This window comes from Paenibacillus sp. J22R67 (assembly GCF_059692175.1).
The window spans coordinates 311,110-330,169 of sequence record NZ_JCAUAX010000001.1 but is presented as its reverse complement, the minus strand read 5'-3'; the positions used below and the strand labels follow the sequence as shown (position 1 = coordinate 330,169).

14 protein-coding genes and 1 pseudogene are annotated in these 19,060 nt (G+C 41.6%); 13 read left to right on the top strand and 2 right to left on the bottom strand.

Annotated features, from left to right (window positions below):
- Positions 1–16: 16 nt before the first annotated feature.
- The 4 genes from AC58VC_RS01660 to AC58VC_RS01645 all read left to right on the top strand — a co-directional run bounded on the left by AC58VC_RS01660 (position 17) and on the right by AC58VC_RS01645 (position 4,191).
- Entirely contained in the window at positions 17–1,012 is a 996-nt protein-coding gene (locus AC58VC_RS01660; protein WP_497367142.1) for a metal-dependent hydrolase, read from the top strand.
- 197 nt (positions 1,013–1,209) lie between these two features.
- Positions 1,210–1,779 carry a type IV pilus modification PilV family protein gene (locus AC58VC_RS01655; protein WP_497367141.1) on the top strand — a complete coding sequence of 190 codons (570 nt, stop codon included), beginning with the start codon at positions 1,210–1,212 and terminating at the stop codon, positions 1,777–1,779.
- Positions 1,763–2,308 carry a PulJ/GspJ family protein gene (locus AC58VC_RS01650; RefSeq protein WP_497367140.1) on the top strand — a complete coding sequence of 182 codons (546 nt, stop codon included), beginning with the start codon at positions 1,763–1,765 and terminating at the stop codon, positions 2,306–2,308. Before AC58VC_RS01655 ends, AC58VC_RS01650 begins: the two co-directional genes overlap by 17 nt.
- An 11-nt stretch (positions 2,309–2,319) precedes the next feature.
- Complete coding sequence (locus tag AC58VC_RS01645) at positions 2,320–4,191, top strand: hypothetical protein (RefSeq protein ID WP_497367139.1); 1,872 nt, start codon at positions 2,320–2,322, stop codon at positions 4,189–4,191.
- Between the two features lie 374 nt (positions 4,192–4,565).
- Here AC58VC_RS01645 and AC58VC_RS01640 read toward each other — a convergent pair whose 3' ends face one another.
- A complete protein-coding gene (locus AC58VC_RS01640) occupies positions 4,566–10,139 on the bottom strand; it encodes an Ig-like domain-containing protein (RefSeq protein WP_497367138.1) in 5,574 nt (1,857 codons plus the stop codon).
- A 363-nt stretch (positions 10,140–10,502) separates the two neighbouring features.
- Between AC58VC_RS01640 and AC58VC_RS01635 the strand changes: the two genes are divergently transcribed.
- The 8 genes and pseudogenes from AC58VC_RS01635 to AC58VC_RS01600 all read left to right on the top strand — a co-directional run bounded on the left by AC58VC_RS01635 (position 10,503) and on the right by AC58VC_RS01600 (position 17,985).
- Complete coding sequence (locus AC58VC_RS01635) at positions 10,503–12,167, top strand: GspE/PulE family protein (RefSeq protein WP_497367137.1); 1,665 nt, start codon at positions 10,503–10,505, stop codon at positions 12,165–12,167.
- Between the two features lie 20 nt (positions 12,168–12,187).
- Positions 12,188–13,240, top strand: a complete 1,053-nt coding sequence (locus AC58VC_RS01630) for a type IV pilus twitching motility protein PilT (RefSeq protein WP_497367136.1) — start codon at positions 12,188–12,190, stop codon at positions 13,238–13,240.
- A complete protein-coding gene (locus AC58VC_RS01625; RefSeq protein ID WP_497367135.1) occupies positions 13,240–14,448 on the top strand; it encodes a type II secretion system F family protein in 1,209 nt (402 codons plus the stop codon). Before AC58VC_RS01630 ends, AC58VC_RS01625 begins: the two co-directional genes overlap by 1 nt.
- A gap of 20 nt (positions 14,449–14,468) precedes the next feature.
- Positions 14,469–14,945: a type II secretion system protein gene (locus AC58VC_RS01620; protein ID WP_497367134.1), complete on the top strand. Its 477-nt coding sequence runs from the start codon at positions 14,469–14,471 to the stop codon at positions 14,943–14,945.
- 69 nt (positions 14,946–15,014) lie between these two features.
- Positions 15,015–15,236 (top strand): annotated as a pseudogene (locus AC58VC_RS01615) (prepilin peptidase); the annotation flags it as partial.
- Between the two features lie 51 nt (positions 15,237–15,287).
- Positions 15,288–15,773 (top strand): prepilin peptidase, encoded by a 486-nt coding sequence (locus tag AC58VC_RS01610; RefSeq protein WP_497367880.1) that lies wholly within the window; start codon positions 15,288–15,290, stop codon positions 15,771–15,773.
- Between the two features lie 15 nt (positions 15,774–15,788).
- Positions 15,789–17,396, top strand: a complete 1,608-nt coding sequence (pilM, locus tag AC58VC_RS01605; protein WP_497367133.1) for a pilus assembly protein PilM — start codon at positions 15,789–15,791, stop codon at positions 17,394–17,396.
- Complete coding sequence (locus AC58VC_RS01600) at positions 17,380–17,985, top strand: hypothetical protein (RefSeq protein WP_497367132.1); 606 nt, start codon at positions 17,380–17,382, stop codon at positions 17,983–17,985. Before pilM ends, AC58VC_RS01600 begins: the two co-directional genes overlap by 17 nt.
- Before the next feature lie 46 nt (positions 17,986–18,031).
- Here AC58VC_RS01600 and AC58VC_RS01595 read toward each other — a convergent pair whose 3' ends face one another.
- Positions 18,032–18,634, bottom strand: a complete 603-nt coding sequence (locus AC58VC_RS01595; protein WP_497367131.1) for a nitroreductase family protein — start codon at positions 18,632–18,634, stop codon at positions 18,032–18,034.
- Between the two features lie 155 nt (positions 18,635–18,789).
- Between AC58VC_RS01595 and AC58VC_RS01590 the strand changes: the two genes are divergently transcribed.
- On the top strand, positions 18,790–19,005 hold the full coding sequence (locus AC58VC_RS01590; RefSeq protein WP_497367130.1) for a hypothetical protein: 216 nt from the start codon (positions 18,790–18,792) through the stop codon (positions 19,003–19,005).
- The last annotated feature ends 55 nt before the right edge of the window (positions 19,006–19,060 follow it).

The window sequence follows — 19,060 nt, the reverse complement described above, 5'->3', positions numbered from 1 at the left end:
GACGGGTGATTGACACATGGACACAGGAAGCCATTTATTGTTCGGCGTCACCTTAGCAGGTCTTGCTTGTTTGGAGCCTGTCGTATCGCAAGATCCGAATTTGACCCATGCAATTCTGGCCGGGACGCTCATTGGTTCGCATGCCCCTGATTTTGACACGATTGCAAGAATCAAAGGGTATACGAACTATTTGCGTGTTCATCGAGGAATTACCCATTCCTTGCCGGCATTATTTATTTGGCCAATTGTGCTCAGTTTGCCTCTTGCAGCTATGTTTGGGGTATGGGATCATTTGTTTAGTTTGTATGTGTGGACTTTGTTGGCCGTTGTTTTTCATGTGTTCCTGGACTTATTTAATGTATATGGTGTGCAGTGTTTCCGGCCATTTTCTTCCAAATGGCATCATCTCGATACCCTCTGTCTCTACGAGCCTTTCCTGTTCATCCTGCACACCGCTGGCGTACTTATTTGGATATTCGTCTGGCACGGCAGTGGGGGGCTTCATATCGGGGAGATGTTCGCGCTGATTTATGTAGCGACCTTCTTTTACATCGCTATTAGGAGTGAGCAGCGGAAACGATTTATTACGTTGGTGAAAAAGGAACTGAATCTGGAAAATGGGATATGTCATCTTATTCCTAGTCTCAGTTGGTTTCGTTGGCAATTCGTCATTGAGAGCGATACGCAGTTTTACTTGGGTGAAATTCGGGATGGTTCTGTCGTGATTGAAGTGGAATATAGCAAAATCGACTATAACCAGGAACAGTCACACCCGATTGTGCAAGCTACCCTGACTACGGATGGCGTTCGTGCCTTCCTGCACTTCGCGCAGCGCATCCACGTGTGCTGGACTGAGAAAACGGACGGCTATGAAGTACAGTGGCGCGATGTCCGCTTCTGGCATCAACGAAAGCTGCCGTTCGGGGTGAACGTCCAACTGGATCGGGACATGAATGTTGTCAGCGACACGCTGGGATGGGATAAAAAGGCGTGGGACCCACCCTACGTCTAAGGTTGAGAAAAGCCTAAGAAGCCTTGCTCCTATAAGGGAGTGAGGCTTTTTTGACATTTTGAGAAAGAGACACAATTTGAGCCCTGATTGTCATTTTTTATGCAGGGAAATCGATGGTTGGAGTCGAAAATATGGTACAATAGTCCTATATTATAGGTCTTAATAAAATTGAAATTTTAATCCTAGGAGCACAAGAGATGAATAGAAGAGAGCCCCGTGAAGAGGGATTTACGCTGATTGAGGTTTTGGCTGCGACGGTGATATTGTCTGTGGCTTCCATGGCGATGATGGCATTTTTCATCAACGCGATGTCCTATAACAAAGGGAATCAGAATAAGACGGTGATGGTGAATTTGGCGAGGAATGCCTTGTTTTATATGGAGAAGCAGAACTATGCAACGATTCATAATTATTTTATTGATTCTACAACGAGTGAGCCAAAGAGTAGTAACCCTGCAATTTCTCCCAAAAACTGCAGTACTAGAAATATTTGTTCAACTAACGATCTGCAAAATTTATTTCTGAACCCGAATATGAAGCTTTGGGACGTGCTTAATCCAAAGGTAAACGATATAGACTATCAAATATCAGTGTCTTATCAGGATGAAATTACAGATGAGTTGAAAAATGATCCTGTAAAAAAAGGGATGGCGAATTATTTGCTACCTATTCGTGTTGAAGTGAGTGTCAAAGATAACAACGTGAATAACGGTAGGAATAAACCTGTCATTGTGGAGGGCTATATCGCAAATGAGACGATTCGTTAACAGAATTAAAGAGCAAAAGGGTTACTCGTTGATCGAACTCATTGCTGCGTTAAGTATTTTCTCTTTAATAGCTGGTTCCATTTATGGGGTCATTAATTTTGGTTTCAAGGCTTATGATCGAGTAAATGTCGAGAATTCTCTACGTGATGAAGGCGATATTATTATGTCGGCGATTATGAGCGAATTTTATACACAAGGACCTGAAACCATTGAGAACTTCAGCTCGAGCAATGAAACTGAAAATGGTATTTTGATGCATATAAAAACAGAGGATAAGTCAGGTGTACATGTTTCAGCACGTCATGTGGTTATTGATAATACGGACCATAAAGTGTATATCTATAACGATCAGAAGACGTCTAGCAGTGCCGTGGAATTAAAATCTCAAGTTATGAGTGATTCGATAATACATATTAATAGCTGTACGAATGGATGTACGAACGGGCTTATCAATGTCACATTGGAATTGAGTCAGACTTCTAAAGGAAGAGATCACAAGCTCAAGCTGCAAAGTCAGTTCGGTTTCTAAGGAGGAATAACATGTTTCGCGAGGAACGCGGTTCAGCATTGCTGTTAGTTTTATTCATGGTTCTTATTTTTTCGATACTAGGTTTGGCTGTTTTGAGTGCAAGCATTGGCGGGGCGACAAGAACGGAGACGAAGCAAAAGGATGTTCAAAGTCTGCATTTGGCAGAGAAGGCATTGAATGAAGCAGCAGCTTATATCATGTCAGATTTTCAAAGTCAGGATGGCGTTAATATTGATGAAGTTCAACAGAGGTTAGATGACATTAAAGTTCAGTTGAACGGAAGATCGATTAGCACTTCGCTTGATATAGATGTTGGTGCGGCTAGAGGGGAAATACATAATATTTCGTTCAAAAAAAATGATAAAGATGACAGCTCATTAAATTATGAGATTACGATTGAAGCTGAAGCTACGGTCAATAATGTCACGCGTCGACTTACTCAGGTTCTTACGCTAGACACGTTTCCAGACTCTCTGAAATATGCGATGGGCTCGGAAGGTAATGTGCTGATTAACGGTTCGCCTTACATCATCGGTGATATTTATGCAGGAGAGACTTTAAAGGTCAAAAACGAAGCAGAATACTTGTATCTTGGTACGCCTTTATATCAATCGACGAAATTCCCGAAATTGGAGGGGAACGCGTACGTTCAAAAGAGTGCAACTGGTGACGGGTTAAATGCTTATTACTGTGAATCTGTAAGTTCTACTTTTTCTCAAACTAGTCCGCAATGTGATACGATTGAAAACGTCGGCAACGGTAATAGCGATTATAAAAGCATTAGTGAAGAAGAAGGAGATGGAGTAAAAACAATCAAAGATGTGCTGACTAGCACGGATTCAGCAAATATACATGTCAAAGATCAGAGTAAATTTGCAGGAATTGAGGTAAACGAAGCATTTGTGGATAAAATGGTCCAGGCCATCGGGAAAGACACGGCAGCTCCGGATGTGCAAAGAACGAATGTGAAGACGGCGATGGCTTCACGAAACAGTCTGACTGACTATTTGCGTCCTTGGATGGATATTATTGAGCCGCTGCCTGAAGTAGCACCTGACCCTGCAGATGCTGCGGCGTATGCCGCTTACGAGACAAAGAAGAGCAATCTTGCTGGCTTATTTTCATCTGAGCTTGAGAATACCATGCTGTATAATGGCAATTTAACGATAGATGGTGGCGATATTTTCAGTCAACTGCTTTACACGGAGAGCAGTAAACATCCAACGAAACTAAATTTAAATAAAAGTAGCTGGATCATCGTGAACGGTGATTTAACCATTAATAATACTAGTTTAGACAAAAGCAGCATTGACATTAGGGCTAATATACTAGTGACAGGAAACTTATCCATTCATAACACAGTTAATATGGATTCTACGATTTACACGTTGGGCAAAACTGAGATCGTAGATGCTTCTATTTTAGGATTGGATAAAAAGGAATTAGTTCTTATTTCTAAAGGAGCCATTGATATATATCGTGTGAATTCGTTTCGTGATATTAAAGAACCTTTTAAGTATAATTCGAATGAGCCAGGAAACCCGCCGGTGGTGACACATGGCGATAATCCACCTATATTAAATGCTTTTTTCTACACAGACAGCGATGCCACGATATATGGAGTAGGTTCTGTATTTTGGGTTTACGGCGGATTTTTCGCTAAAGGGAACCTTACTGTCAATGCGATCCGAGGGAAAGCTACAGGCCAGGTAGAAAGCATTGAGATGGAAGATCAAACGCAAATCGCCTCGGAGAATCAATCTCGTCTTATTATTGACTATAACAGTCAGATTTTTGAGAATCAGAAGGTTGGTTTGCCTCGTGTTTCTAAGGTAGGCTTGACCGTAGGGAAGAAAAAGCAAGTGACGAAGTTTGCTTCGTAAGATGGGTAACGCAAGAGGCTGTCCCCAAAAATTTGGGACAGCCTCTTCAGCGTCCCTGCGCGTATGAGCTGCTCACGGCGTATAACGATGTTTTACATCGTTATACGCACCTACCACATGCTAATCCCATACTACAACGATGTTTTACATCGTTGCATGAGAGTCACTCGTGCGCATCCGAGCTGCGCAGAGCGTATAACGATGTTTTACATCGTTATTGCAGCCACCAAGTGCTAATCCTATACTGCAATGATGTTTTTTATCGTTGCATAAGCGTCACTCGTACGCAACCGAGCTGCGTAGGCACTCTCAGAGATTAAAAAAAGAGGATGCCCCTCGCCATTTTCATGGGTTTAGGGACATCCCCTTAGATTTTAATACCTGTCGTCAAACTCGATGACGTTCACGGTAATTTCATCTTTCACATTTTCATCGTCTTTATTCGTAACCGTTATTGTTGTTGACCCTTGCTTGAGGCCGGTTACCTCGCCATTTGAGTTAACATCAGCTATTTCAGAACGACTGCTTTTCCATTGTAACTGAGCATTCAAGTCAGCAATCCATTCTGCTTTCCACTTTGATGGTGTAACCGTTAGATATTTGAGTAAGTCAAATGTTCTCCGAGCAGCTGTACCCTTTGTATATAAAGTGATTGTGGAACTAGGGAGTTCCAACTTCGTCAAATCCTGTTTCACGTCAACAACCTTGGCTGCTGTTTTGGAAGGAAAGCCAGGACCGCCTGCTACGTCGACCTTGATATGGATTTTGCCTTTCTTGATGCCTTTAAGTACTACAGTTTGGTTGACATCACCGCCAACAATGGTAGCTTCACCATTTTCTCCTGCTTCATTGATTAAGGACCATTTAAATCCATTGTTTAATGCATTAGAAGGATTCAAGGCAGCTTTCAATACAACGGACTCACCTTTGTCCATTGAGATTACAGCGGTGTCGCTCTCAACACCGTCCGTAATTCTTACAATGGATAATGATTCCACTGAGACGCTAAAGCGTTGGGTATACGTAATATTTTTATCAGTCAGAATACTGACCGTTCCTGTTACTAAACCAACGTTTTTACCTGTAAATACTCTGGAATCTTCTGCTGACTTCGTTACATTTGCAAAAGATTGATTAGGATTATCTAACGCCCAAGCGAAAGTCTTAGCATTCTGATGTGATGATCGCAACCATGCTCTAAGGGTTGTTGTTCCGTCAATATTCACGACGCGATCTCCTTTAAATTCTACACTCGGTTGAGCAACTGTGACCGTAGCGGATGCAATGACACTTTGATCAGCTATCGAAATAATCTTTACTTGCGTTGATCCTTCTGATATTGCCTGATAATTACCCGAGTTATCTACCGTTAGTACACTCTCATTCGTTGACTTCCAGATTACATCGGAAGTCAGTTCTAACGGAGGATTAATGGATGGCGACAGGCTGCCAGTTTGACCGACGTCTACGATTTGATCATTCAGTTGTAGTGAAATGACAGTTACTTTAAAGCTAGCATCGTAGGAACTGCCTTGGTTAGCGTCCATATGCACTGTGCCGTTAATGATGCCAGGCTGTTTTCCTGTTAGAGTTCTCGTTGGACTTCCAGCTGCGCCGGCAAAATCAGCCTTCAATTTATCCTCTTCTGAAACATTCCACGTCGTATAAGTTGGCGATTCATTGACGGAACTTAGAAGCACTTGAAGTGTGATTGGTTGACCACCAATAAAGAGTTTATCAGGCCCGCTAACAGAAATTGAAGGCCTAATGACTGTAATCGTCGCTGTGTCGGATTTATTCGTGCCGTCCGTCGTTGTTGCTGTAATTGTTGCTGTACCAACAGATACGCCTCGAATATTTCCGTTTGAGTCGACTGTCACAACATTTGGATTGTTCGACTCCCATGTAAGTACTTTAATACTTGCATTCGTTGGTGTAAATGTAGGTGTTAGTCCAAATGTTTGATCCACACGAATCGTAGCATTATCAATGCTTACAGAAGTTACAGGAACCGCTGTAACGTTAACACTGAAATTTTGAGAATAAGTACTACCCTTATTTGTTGTTATCGTAACTGAGCCATTCACAGTTCCAGCTTTAACGCCTGTTAATACTCGTTTGTGGTCACCATCTGTTACAAAGCTGGCTTTATCCTGATCAGGTGAACTCCAAGAAATGGTAGCTACAGTTTCATTGATTGTTGAGAAAATAGCTTCTAACGTGATCTTTTCTCCAATATTAACCGATGTTGGTCCATTCACTGTCAATGAAGGTTTAATTACGGTAACGGTCGCGTTAGATGTTAGATTGGAACCGTCTGTAGAATTAATGGTAATTTTAGCTGTACCTTCTGCTAATCCTTTGATGTTACCTGAACTGTCTACTGTAACCAGGTCTGATCGATCTGTACTCCAGGTCAAATTGGGATAATCAGCATCAGACGGTGCATAATTTGAATTTAATTTAACGGTTTCGCCGACTCGAATACTGGCGTTTCCTAAGTTTATTGATGTTAAAGGTGTGAATATTTTTACTGTGTAATCTTTGGAATAGGTATTCCCTTTATCTGTTACAACTGTAGCCGTTACGGTAACGGTCCCTTTTTGCACACCATGTAAAATCCCTGTAAATTTATCGCTTACGGTAAAGTTCGCTTTACTCGAATTTGAAGAACTCCATCTGACAGAAGTTACGTTCTCATTCACGGTCACAAGTGCTGCTTGTAAAGAGATATCTGCTCCAACGGCCACCTCAGTCGGTCCTGTAATATTTAAACCAGGTTGGATAACAGAAACGACGGAGGACGCATTAAGTCCGCTTCCATCTTTTGCAACAGCCGTGATTTTTGCTGTTCCAGCATTGACACCCCGAATTTCACCACTTGCATTGACCGTAACAATTGATGACGCATCAGTAGTCCAAGCGAAGTCTTCATTCCTTTGATAGGTAGCATCGATTGGCAATACCTTTGGAATCAGTTTGGAAGTATCACCTTTTGCGATTGTGAGGTTATCCAAATTCAAGGCAGTTAATTTCGTGAATGCGGTTATCACCTTATTAGAGAAGAGAACACTTTGATCACTTGAAGCAAAATCGTTGTATTTTAGATTGGCATTAGATAACGAGTAGTCTCCAGCTTTCGTTGGTTTGACAACGATGGTGAATGTGGAGCTGTTTGCTACAAATTGATTGCCTTCCCTGCGGTATGGAATATTGGCAATATTTCCTTCAAGAGTAAAGCCACTTGTTAATGTGCCAGTTTTCGTGAAACCTGTAGGAACTGTAACAAGCTCTAGGTTTGCTGGGAAAATTTCTTTATAATGCAGACCTGTAATTGTTAAATCATTTAGGTTAGTTGCCGCACTGTACGCTTTAGCTGTTGGATTAATTGAGTAATTCACAGTCACAGGACTATTAACTTCAATTTTTTCAGCTGACACCGTACGGTCTGGCGTTAATCCAGTAGAGGTAATGACTTTAACAGCAACTTCTTTTGTTTCAAGAGCGCCTGCGGCGTCTTTGGTTGAGACAGAGATTGTCAAATCGCCGCCACTTACAGATAGAGGATTTGCAAATGTTTTGGTAATTGTCTCACCTTTATTTGTTTCTGTATCCGCTAAAACTTTGTCAGCTTGATTATTACCTGAACTGTCTTTGTAATTGAAAGTAATGGATGAGGTAACTTTTTTATCATTTAAATCCAAATCATCGGGTTTGAAGCTGACAGAAATTGAGCTATTAGCCGAGATGTAGTTCTTGGATGCTTCATTGAAAGCTACTGGAGATATGATATCCAAAGTAGGCTTATGATTTGAACCGATGAAAGCTCTGTACATGGTGTTTACAAACAGTTTCTGTTCCCAATCTGGGAAGGAGCTGTTTTTGGTTGTGTTTACGAAATTGTGTCCTGTCCCTGAATAAGTTACATTTCCTTTGGAATAGGTATAATAATGATTCCAACTATCTTCAACGTCACGAGGACTGCCATTGATGTTGTACCAAGGAATAACCTTGGGATCATTCAGGTTTAGTCTGAAATACTGATCATGGGTTGTTGCCACTGATGGTGTCATTTCACTTATAAAGAAAGGAAACTCAGTTAATAAACCTTCATTTATTTTTACTGTGGATGTCGAAGTGTTAGGAGCATTGAGTCCCATATTCGTCATTGGCCCAATTTGGCCTGTATCAGCTTGAAATTTATTGATCCAAGTTGAATTCCCTTGGTAAACCGTGTCATGGGTGAACATGACGCCCTGACCTGTGGCAATGAATGATTTAACTGCATCTGCTGCTGTCTCAGAAATATTGGCAGTTCCGTTATAAGAATCGTTAAAACCGAAGATCAGCATATCGTATTTACTATTTAATGTCTTGTATTCAGTAGAGTTAAATGTGTTGAAGTCAACGACTGAAATGTTGATATTATAATCATCAGAATGCAAATAATTTTGTTTTAAGTTTGATTCTAGAAGTAGACTACTCGTCTGATTACTCGACTGTGAATTTGGAATAACTTGAAGCACCTTGATGGATGGCGGTTGATCTTGATATCGAAATACGCCAGACTCTGAATCCTTTAATTTCCCAGTACTGGTCTGATCAACAAGCTCAAGACGCCAGTAGTAGAGCCCTGAGTAGCCTTTGGGGAGTGTAAAGCTTACTGTATTGTTGGTAATAGAAGTTACTGGAACAGTTTGTACTAAATTGGAGGCATCGAATTTTAATACACTATCGACGCCCAAATATAAATTAGCCACTAAATTGCGCTGACCGATGTTTCTAACATTAGATACATTAAAATGATAAGTCAGGGTATCGCCAGCTTTATATTTGTTGTTACGGTTTGCAGTTAGTGTGTAGTCCGTGGGTTTGCTCGTCAGATTAAGTTGTGGACGAACATTCGCATTGACTAGCAAGTTAGTTTTATTAATAAACGCATCTAAGCTACTGATATCACCATCACTTACAAAAATAACATTGCTTTTAGGTGTTGTCGTTCTGTAAGGATTGAATAAGTTGTAGAGATTGCCTGGATTAGTTACCCAACTACTACCGTTTAAGTATCCTTGGTATAAAGCACCACGGTCCTTCGAATCATCGCTATAAACGATAACAGGAAGGCCTTTATTTATGTATTTATCCATAATTTCAGCCGCTTTAATAGAAGTAATATCATTCTCTAGGAAACGAGTATCGTGATTGCTACCTGTCTCTGAGGTCGGATTAAACAAACTTTTTCCAAAGTAAATGGCATCATATTTACCATCAAATTCATCACGGAGCGCTACAAATTTTTTCATACTGATCGTTTCTAACTGAATACTGGTATTCGTACCTAGTTTGGCTTTTAAATCTGATGTGAGTGTTTTCTCGTTAGAAGACTTCTCCAGATCCTTGATCTCTAGAATTTTCAATGGCTTGGTGAGATCAAAGTAGGAAATTTGAAACTTTGTAAGCGAAGAGGTGGAGCTGTTTTGTTCTGAGTTTATTTCATTACTGCTATCATCTTCTAAACTGATAAAGTAATCCTTTAGGTTACCTACTGGCTTGAACGATACAGTGGCATCAGAATTTGTAACCATCCTGAACTTTTGATTATCGCTAATTGTTTGAGATGAAGCTTTCAGCGTATCCTGTCTACCAGATCCAATAGTCACATATTTGGAGTTTGCTCTTGATTTCAAAGCATAGACGCTATCCCCCTGATCAACCAAGTCAAACAAATTGGATACCCATGGGTTCGTTTTATTGGCATAAAGTGAAGCATTGTTGCTCGTATCTGTTGTAATGAACTTGTTGTTATTCATAGATTTCAGTGCCACGGTTACGGTATCTCCGGCAGCCGCTTGAACTGTCTGGTTCGTTAGATCTGTGAATCCGAACCATGATATTGCCATGGATGCGATCAGTATTATACTGATCTTTTTTTGTATGGCTGAAAACATACATTTCTCTCCTCCCGTACTATAAAGTAATATTTAGTATATGAGACTATTTTACTACTTTTTGGACCTATAAATATACAGTTTGTGTATATGATATCGAAAATATTTTAGGAAAGTATAAGGAAAATGACGAAAAATACATAATTTTAATGATTTTTTTTAAGAGGATTATCCGAGGTAGGAAGCGAATTGTAACGTTAGAGGTAGTTTGGAACTAGATAACTCAGCGAATCGACATAAATCGATAAGAAAGTTATTCTAAAATGGTTCTCGATGTTGTATAATGATTTTTATCTTGTTTGAATTAGGTATTTAGTCCTATAATTTTTCCGGGGCGAAATCGGTAATGGAGTTGATAAGGAAATGGCTCTTGTTAGGAAAAGATTGGGTGATTTGCTAGTAGAGAGCGGGATTATTTCAGAAACTCAGCTCCAAGAGGCACTTAAGGAACAGAGTAAAACGAAACAGAAGCTTGGGGACCTGCTGATTACGCAAGGGTATATTACAGAGCAGCAATTAATTGAGGTTCTGGAGTTTCAACTAGGTATCCCTCATGTGAGTTTGTTCAAATATCAGATTGATCCCGAAATAACCAAGATCATCCCTGAAAGCATGGCTAGACGCTACCAGGCCATCCCCCTTCACAAAGAAGGCGGGAAGTTGATGGTTGCTATGGCAGATCCGCTGGATTACTTTGCAATTGAAGAAATGAGAATGAGCACAGGGTATCGTATAGAACCGGCAATTACGAGCAGGGATGAACTGCAGCGTGCAATTGCCCGTCATTATGGACTTCAAGATTCAATGAGCCAAATGATGACAGATATGCCGACGACCGAAGATATCAAGGAAACCGAAATTACGGACGAGGATTCTCCAATCGTAAGGTTGGTTAATCAAATGATACAGCAAGCGGTTCAGTTGAAAGTTTCAGATATACACGTTGATCCAGGTGAGACGAACTTGGTCATTCGTTACCGGGTTGACGGTCATCTAAGAACTGAACGTATGATTCCAAAGCAAATGCAAGGCTTCATTACTGCACGGCTGAAAATTATGGCTAAACTGAACATCGCTGAACGAAGATTGCCTCAAGACGGTAGAATCAAAATGCAAGTGGATTATAAGCATGTTGATATCCGTGTTTCCTCTCTGCCTACCATTCATGGTGAGAAAATAGTTTTACGTATTCTAGACTTATCTACTGGCGTAAAGCCGATTGAGCAGCTAGGGTTCGGGGAGCGTAACATGGGTGTTTTTCGTGAGATGATTGAGCAGCCTTATGGAATATTGCTTATTACAGGTCCTACCGGCAGCGGAAAAACAACAACGCTTTATTCTGCACTTAGTCATTTGAATCAAGAGAATGCCAACATTATTACGATTGAAGATCCCGTAGAGTACCAGTTAGAAGGCATTAATCAAGTGCATGTGAATCCTACTATTGGCCTTAGCTTCGCAGCTGGTCTTCGCTCCATTTTGCGGCAGGACCCGAATATCGTCATGGTTGGGGAGATTAGGGACTCAGAAACGGCAGAAATTGCAATCCGTGCATCATTGACTGGACACCTTGTACTGTCAACTCTACATACCAATGATTCCGTGAGTACGATTACTCGTTTTCGGGATATGGGGATAGAGCCGTATTTGATTGCTTCGTCACTGATTGGTGTTGTTGCTCAAAGGCTTGTTCGTAGAATTTGTCATGAGTGCAAAGTGGTTTACACACCGACGGAACAAGAGCGGATCTTCATGAATAACAGAGGGATACATGCCGAAAAGCTTCACAAAGGCAATGGATGCGGCAACTGTAATCGTACCGGATATCGCGGAAGGTTAGCCATCCACGAGATTCTCGTCGTGAACGATACCATGCGTCAGTTAATTAGTAACAAAGCATCTGTTCAGGAAATGCGGGATGCTGCACTAGAGCATGGGCTCATTCAACTCATGGATGACGGGATTCAGAAAGTACGACAAGGTATTACGACGCTGCAAGAGGTTATCAGAGAAACGGTTGCTTATTAACGAGAAAGGAGGTGTGGGAAATGTCAATTTCGTTAGAGCGGATCGTAAGTTTATTAAAAATTGCACACGAGTCTAAGGCTTCAGATTTACATCTTTCTGTAGGTTCGCCGCCGATCATTCGCGTGCACGGCACATTACAGCAAGTTGGAAACGAATCGCTGCAAGCTGATGACACCCGCTCGATGGCAGAAGCTCTTTTGAATGCTGACCAAATTGATCGATTCAATCAAGCTGGAGAGTTAGACTTTTCGTATGAGCTTGAAGGATGTTCACGATACAGAATCAATGCCTATCGTCAAAGAGGACGCGTAAGTGTCGCCATTCGTACGATTCCAACAAAGATTCCTTCTCTTGAGCAACTTCAGCTGCCTAGTGTAATAAGTGCTTTAGCGTTGAAACCACAAGGGCTTGTCTTAGTGACCGGACCGACGGGTAGCGGCAAATCGTCAACATTGGCAGCAATGATCGATTACATCAATCGAACAGAGAAGAAACATATTGTAACGTTGGAAGATCCGATAGAGTTTCTTCATGCTCATTCGTCTTCGATTATTGACCAAAGGGAAGTAGGTAGTGACACGAAGTCCTTCTCCAATGGCTTAAGAGCGGCTTTGCGTCAAGATCCTGATGTTATTCTTGTTGGTGAAATGCGTGATCTTGAAACGATCTCAGCAGCGGTTACAGCAGCTGAAACTGGACATTTGGTCTTTGCAACCTTGCATACAACAGATGCACCGCAAACGATTGATCGCATCATCGACGCGTTCCCAGCGCATCAGCAAGGGCAAATCCGTGTGCAATTGGCAGCAGTTTTGGTCGGAGTCATCTCACAACGGTTGTTTCCCAAGCCTGGTGGTCAAGGACGGACTTGCGCTACTGAAATCATGATCAATACGCCAGCTGTAGGTAATCTCATTCGTTCAGAGAAAATTCATCAGATCAAGAGTGTTATGCAAACCGGGCGCAGCTTAGGGATGCACACGCTCGACATGTCGATTAAGGAACAGATGCAGCAGGGGCTTATTGATCCAATCGCAGCAAAAGCTTATCTTGCTGAGGGTGGTGTGATGTAATGTCAGAGTATCTGTATGAAGTAAGGGGCAGCAGTGGTAAGCAGCTAAAAGGTAAAATTTCTGCCTCTGATAAATCGACTGCGGTTGAGGAGCTTCGAAAGAAAGGCTATATCGTTCTCTCTGTAAAAGAAGAGCAGTTTAAAGCCCTTAAAACGGAGATTTACATCGGTAATCCGGTGAAAACGATACATTTTATCGTGTACTGTCGGCAGTTTGCGACTTTGATCAGGGCTGGGGTCAATATTGTGGAAGCTACATCGATTTTGGCTGCACAAACTGAGAGTAAGCCGCTTCGCAAGGCGCTAGTGCAGGTTGCTTCGAATATTTCGAAGGGTGTTTCTTTCTCTAGCTCGATCTCCGAGCATAAAAAGATTTTCCCACCAATGTTTGTAAACATGGTTCGAGCTGGGGAAGAGACGGGTGACTTGGAAGGCACGTTGGAACGGCTTGCGAAGTTTTTTGAGAAGGAGCATGTGACTCGGGAGAAGATTAAGTCGGCGATGACTTATCCAGCAACGGTTGGTGGATTGTCTATTGTTGCGGTAATTTATCTTTTAAAGTCTGTTGTGCCTCAGTTTGTAACCACGTTCGAGTCTTTGCATGCGGAACTGCCTTTTATTACTAGAGTTGTACTGAAATTAAGTTATAGTATTCAACATCAGTGGTTTTTTTGGTTGGTTACACTTTTAGTAACTTTAGTTTTTTATCAAGTTGTCAAAAAAAATGAAAAAGGAGCTTATTTATTAGACTACTTGAAGTTGAAATTACCAATATTCGGTAAACTCAAACAAAAAGGATCTGTAGCATTAATGACCAGAACCTTATCTTCATTGTATTCTAGTTCAGTTCCTGTACTACAGTCTCTCGCAATTGTTGAAGAAGTAGTTGGTAATAGAGTGATTGGTGGGTTTATTAAAAAATCTGCAGAATCACTACGACAAGGAAATCCCCTTTCAGAACCGCTTAAGCAAGCGTGGGTGTTCCCACCTCTGGTAACACAGATGATCGCGATAGGTGAAGAGACTGGGGCTCTTGATCAAATGCTGGAAAAGGTTGCAGATTTCTATGAAATGGACGTTGAGAACACAGTAGATCGATTGAAATCATTGTTAGAACCAATTTTGTTGGTTCTATTGTCGGGGTTAGTAGGATCAATTGTTGCAGCAATAATGCTCCCGATGTTTAGTCTTTATTCAAATCTTGGTTAATAAAAATTCGGAGGTAGAAAATGATGATCGTGAAAATGATGAACCGTCTTAAAAAGGAAGAAAAAGGTTTTACATTAATAGAATTACTAGCAGTTATTGTTATTTTAGCTGTTATTGCTGCTATCGCAGTTCCAATGATCTTAAATATAATCAGTAGTCAGAAAAGTAAAGCAGATGCTGCAATGTTCCACCAAGTTTATGAGGCTTCGAGATTGTATATAACAGCTGAAAAGCAAGGTGAGATGCCTGCAGTTGTTAAGTTTAACACAGAGTTGCAAACCAAGAATTACTTGGAAGGAAACTTAGCAATGCCTAGTAGCGGGAAAAAGATCTCTGTAGGTAAAGTTGAATATGATCCAACTTCGAAACAACTTACAGGTGTAACATTAACAACGACTGATGGGACTTTCTATTTAGCTGCTGAAGGTGTAATGGCAAGTGCTGGACCAATCGTGGATAAAACAGCAACAGCACCTTATACTACTGAAACTCCATAATTGCTCCCCCAAAAAGGAATCGGTCCATTCCGATTCCTTTTTTAAAATCAAAGAAAGCGACCCAGACCTATGACGCTCCTCATCGCAATTTATATTTTAATAATCGGCCTCGTACTCGGTTCGTTCTTCAACGTAGTTGCGCTGCGAGTACCCGCAAAACAATCCGTCATCAACCCGCCATCGGCCTGTCCGAAATGCGGGACAAAGCTGAAATCCAGGGATCTCATTCCGGTGATCAGCTATCTTTTTACCAGAGGCAAGTGCAGGCATTGTCATACGAAAGTTTCTATTCTATATCCCTTAGGGGAGCTTGCAACAGGGGTGCTGTTTTTATGGGTTTATGTGCATTTTGGCATAACGGTAGAATCTTTAATCGCTTTAACATTAGTAAGTCTTTTAGTTATCATCACAATTTCCGATTTGTCCTATATGCTTATACCCAATAAAATTTTGCTGGTTTTCTTTCCAGTTTTAGCAGTTTTGAGAATCGTTTTTCCCGGAGATCAGGTTTGGTGGAGTTATGTGCTAGGTGCTGTAATCGGGGGCGGTGTCATTGTATTGATAGCAGTTCTTTCGCGCGGCGGTATGGGAATGGGGGATGCCAAACTTCTAGTAGTCTGTGGAGCAGTCTTAGGCTTATCTCATATTATGGTCGCATTTGTTTTGGCATGTATGATCGGTAGTCTGATAGGTGGATTGCTGCTTCTGCTAAAAATCACCAAGAGAAAACAACCGATACCATTTGGCCCGTCATTGGCGCTGGGCATTATGATTTCATACGGTTATGGATCGGATATGATAAAAGCTTACCTAACATTACTCGGATAGCAGGGTGTGATTAATATGTTCGGCTTAGGTACTAAGCGAATCGGGATTACGGTAGATCAAACGGGAGTCCGGTATGTTACTGTCAAAAAGAAAAAGGCGTGGGAAGTTGGAGCGAGTGGTTTCCTTCCCATCCCGCAAGGGATTATTATTGAAGATCAAATTGTCAATTCGGAATCTCTGAGCCTTCAGGTCAAACAATGGGTAAAAGCGGAGAAGCTGAGGGGTGCTTCTGCGACCATAGCCATTCCGACATCGCAAATTATCATTCGTAAAATGCGAATTCCAAGTATTAAGCCACAGGAACTGCGTCAACTGGTAGAGCTTGAAGTAGAGACTGCGTTGCGTCTGCCTTTTGAAGACCCTGTCTATGATTATATTAAGGTAAGCCACGATGATGAAAGTACGTTAGTTCTCGTGTTTGCAGCTCCCAAAAAGCTGATTATGAGCTATGTAAAAGTGTTTGAGGATGCCGGTGTGCACGTGAAAGCGGCTGAGATATCTGCCACTGCTTTAGTAAGAGCGATTTCGTCGCAGCAGGAGGAGTTTTTTGAGGAATCCATGTTGGTTTCCTTAGATCGTGGCACTCTGGAAGTGTACATGCTGCAGAATGGTAATCCCATTTTTATGCGTACGATTACGCTTGTGGAACACGATACAACTGTTGATGATGAACTAACACCCGACCAGATTGGGGAGATTATTGCTGAAATTTCTAGGATGCTGAGTTTCTATCAATATAGTATTCAAGAAGGGAAAAGCCGAATTTCTCATATTATTGTAACGGGTGCGAATCGAGGCAGAATTCAGCTTCATATGGAGCTTGAGCAGGCGCTCTCTGAGCTAAAGGTGGAGAAGGTCGACTTTGATGTATACGCAAATGGACGGACAAAAGATTTTAGTGCTAACGATTATCGTGTCGCGATCGGGGTCGCTTTGTTTTCCAAGCAAAAAGCGCAAATTAACTTGCTGCCGCATCGGAAAACAGAGACGAAAATTAAGTTTTTATTAGCCATTATCGGCATGATCGTGTGGGTTGCTTGTGCGGCTTTGATAGGCACGAACTATTTGGATAATCAAAAAATGTTGACTCAAAACGCGTCAAGACTTACTGCTCTCAATGCTCAAAAATCAGCTGCAGAAGCGAAATTAACGTCAAAGCCGGCAAATCAGGGGGATCCTGCGGCCTTTATTACAATGACGAGGGCAAACCGCAAAGATGTTGTAGCCATGATCGGCGATATCAAGAAACCGCTGCCGGTTGATGCTCAAATAAGTACAATCTCCTACTCATCAGAATCACAGATGACATTAACTGTTATTTTTGCGAAAATGGAGGATTCGGCTCGCTACTTGTTTGATTTGCGCAAGTTGTCTTTTGGTGAAAATACCATGCTTCAGTCGATTACCGAGACGACAGTTGGTACTACGAATGCAGCCGTGAATGCCCAGGCACCAGCAGACCCAACGAGTCCTGTTGTGGACAATCCGACTATAATTACTGCTAAGCAATATACCGTTAATTACTCAATAACCTTCAAGAAAGCCACGGCAACAAAAGAAGCGGGAACTAAGGGAACAATAGAAGCGAAAGGAGAGGAGCTTACGAATGTCCAGCAAAAATAATACCAGGTCTCTTCTTCTTTTCCTTGCGGTCCTGCTGTTTCTAGGCCTTTTTGCTTTCTACTATTTCTTGCAGCTGCCGTCTACCAATAAGATCAAAGCACAAGAAAATGAAATGGCTATTGTGGAAAAACAGGTTCAGCTTCTTACGAAAAAATTAAGTGAGAAGAAAGAGGATGTCGGTCCGTCTCTAAAAGACATTCAAGCTGCCCTTCCCTTGTGGGACAATACCGAACAGCTGACGCTTGATTTAAATCAGATTAAAACGAGCTCAAAAGTTAATTTCAACTCAATTTCCTATGCGGTGAATGATAAGAGCACACAAACGCAGCAAACAGATGCAAACAGTAAAAACCCGTACCCGAATGTCAGGGAAGTCAGAGTGACAACTTCAGTAGCAGGGACGTTTAATGAAGTTACTGATGCCATTACACAGCTGCAAGCTTTACCTCGCTTAATTCGTGTGGATACGGTAAACTTTGGAAATCTTCCTAAGGATTTATCACGAAAACTGACCGTAAATCTCACGTTCACGGCTTATTTTGACCCATCGTATAAATCAAGAGTAGAGAAGGTCGAACTTCCCTATTAATAAAAAAACACCTCATTCCATAATCGGAATGAAGTGTTTTTTTGGGTTATAGCGTTTGACCAAATGATCCTTCAAATAATAATTCGCTTACTGGACGGCGAGTTGAAGGAGCTTCACGCTCTTGAAAACGTTCTGGCAAAGCATCTACAGGACCCCGATAGCCAATTGCAATTACGGCATGCGTTTGGTAATCCTCAGGAATTTGTAGGGTTTCACGTGCTTGGTTATGATCAAAACCACCCATTGCATGTGTAACTAATCCTTGGTTGTTAGCTTCTAGCGCAAGGTATCCCCATGCTGCTCCTGCATCGAAAGCGTGACTCGGGGAGTTATTCCCGTTAGAGGTTTTGGTATAGGAAATGACTAAAGCAAGGACAGGTGCTTTTTCACACCATTCCCGGTTTGCCGGGGCAATAAAGCTGTGGAATTTGGCTAGCTGCTCTTCTGTGCGGGCAACAATAAACCGCCATGGTTGGATATTACTGCCGGATGGCGCCCAACGTGCTGCTTCAAACAAGCTAAGGAGTACATCTTCGGAAACCTCTTGATTCGTGAATGAGCGAGGTGACCAACGGGTCAGGAATTGTGGATTGATCTCGTGATCCGGTTGGCGATTGGATTCGACTTCGACGGGTAAAGATGCTGTCATGATGAATTCCTCCTTATTTATATACTATTCCTAATTTTACCTGATTTCTTGCTACAATACGAGTTTTAGAAAATAACCGCGTGCGGTATGTGTTTTCCCTATTATGGCAAAGCTAGAAGTTGTGAAATAAAGTACCGAGAGAGGTGCGAGGAACCGTGAATTTTACTAGTCATGATGTTGTGATCATTGAAAGAGCTTTGAGAATTGCGATGAAACATGATTTGGAAGAGCACCGTTCTAGAGATTATCAGGAAGTTTTGTTGAAAATGAAAGAAAGTGCTATCCAAGCCTTTCAAGTCAACGCCCCCGTTGCGATAGCTGATCACGAAGGGATTCGGTATGATTACGATGATTCATCCGATCTCATGTAGACATACGAACGTATATTCTGTAAAATGGAAGAAACGATATTGGTAAGGAGATTCG

Bases quoted from the DNA above. Each gene is read 5' to 3' on its own strand.
- AC58VC_RS01660 (WP_497367142.1), top strand. From the start codon at position 17: ATGGACACAGGAAGCCATTTATTGTTCGGCGTCACCTTAGCAGGTCTT.
- AC58VC_RS01655 (WP_497367141.1), top strand. From the start codon at position 1,210: ATGAATAGAAGAGAGCCCCGTGAAGAGGGATTTACGCTGATTGAGGTT.
- AC58VC_RS01650 (WP_497367140.1), top strand. From the start codon at position 1,763: ATGAGACGATTCGTTAACAGAATTAAAGAGCAAAAGGGTTACTCGTTG.
- AC58VC_RS01645 (WP_497367139.1), top strand. From the start codon at position 2,320: ATGTTTCGCGAGGAACGCGGTTCAGCATTGCTGTTAGTTTTATTCATG.
- AC58VC_RS01640 (WP_497367138.1), bottom strand. From the start codon at position 10,139: ATGTTTTCAGCCATACAAAAAAAGATCAGTATAATACTGATCGCATCC.
- AC58VC_RS01635 (WP_497367137.1), top strand. From the start codon at position 10,503: ATGGCTCTTGTTAGGAAAAGATTGGGTGATTTGCTAGTAGAGAGCGGG.
- AC58VC_RS01630 (WP_497367136.1), top strand. From the start codon at position 12,188: ATGTCAATTTCGTTAGAGCGGATCGTAAGTTTATTAAAAATTGCACAC.
- AC58VC_RS01625 (WP_497367135.1), top strand. From the start codon at position 13,240: ATGTCAGAGTATCTGTATGAAGTAAGGGGCAGCAGTGGTAAGCAGCTA.
- AC58VC_RS01620 (WP_497367134.1), top strand. From the start codon at position 14,469: ATGATGATCGTGAAAATGATGAACCGTCTTAAAAAGGAAGAAAAAGGT.
- pilM (WP_497367133.1), top strand. From the start codon at position 15,789: ATGTTCGGCTTAGGTACTAAGCGAATCGGGATTACGGTAGATCAAACG.
- AC58VC_RS01600 (WP_497367132.1), top strand. From the start codon at position 17,380: ATGTCCAGCAAAAATAATACCAGGTCTCTTCTTCTTTTCCTTGCGGTC.
- AC58VC_RS01595 (WP_497367131.1), bottom strand. From the start codon at position 18,634: ATGACAGCATCTTTACCCGTCGAAGTCGAATCCAATCGCCAACCGGAT.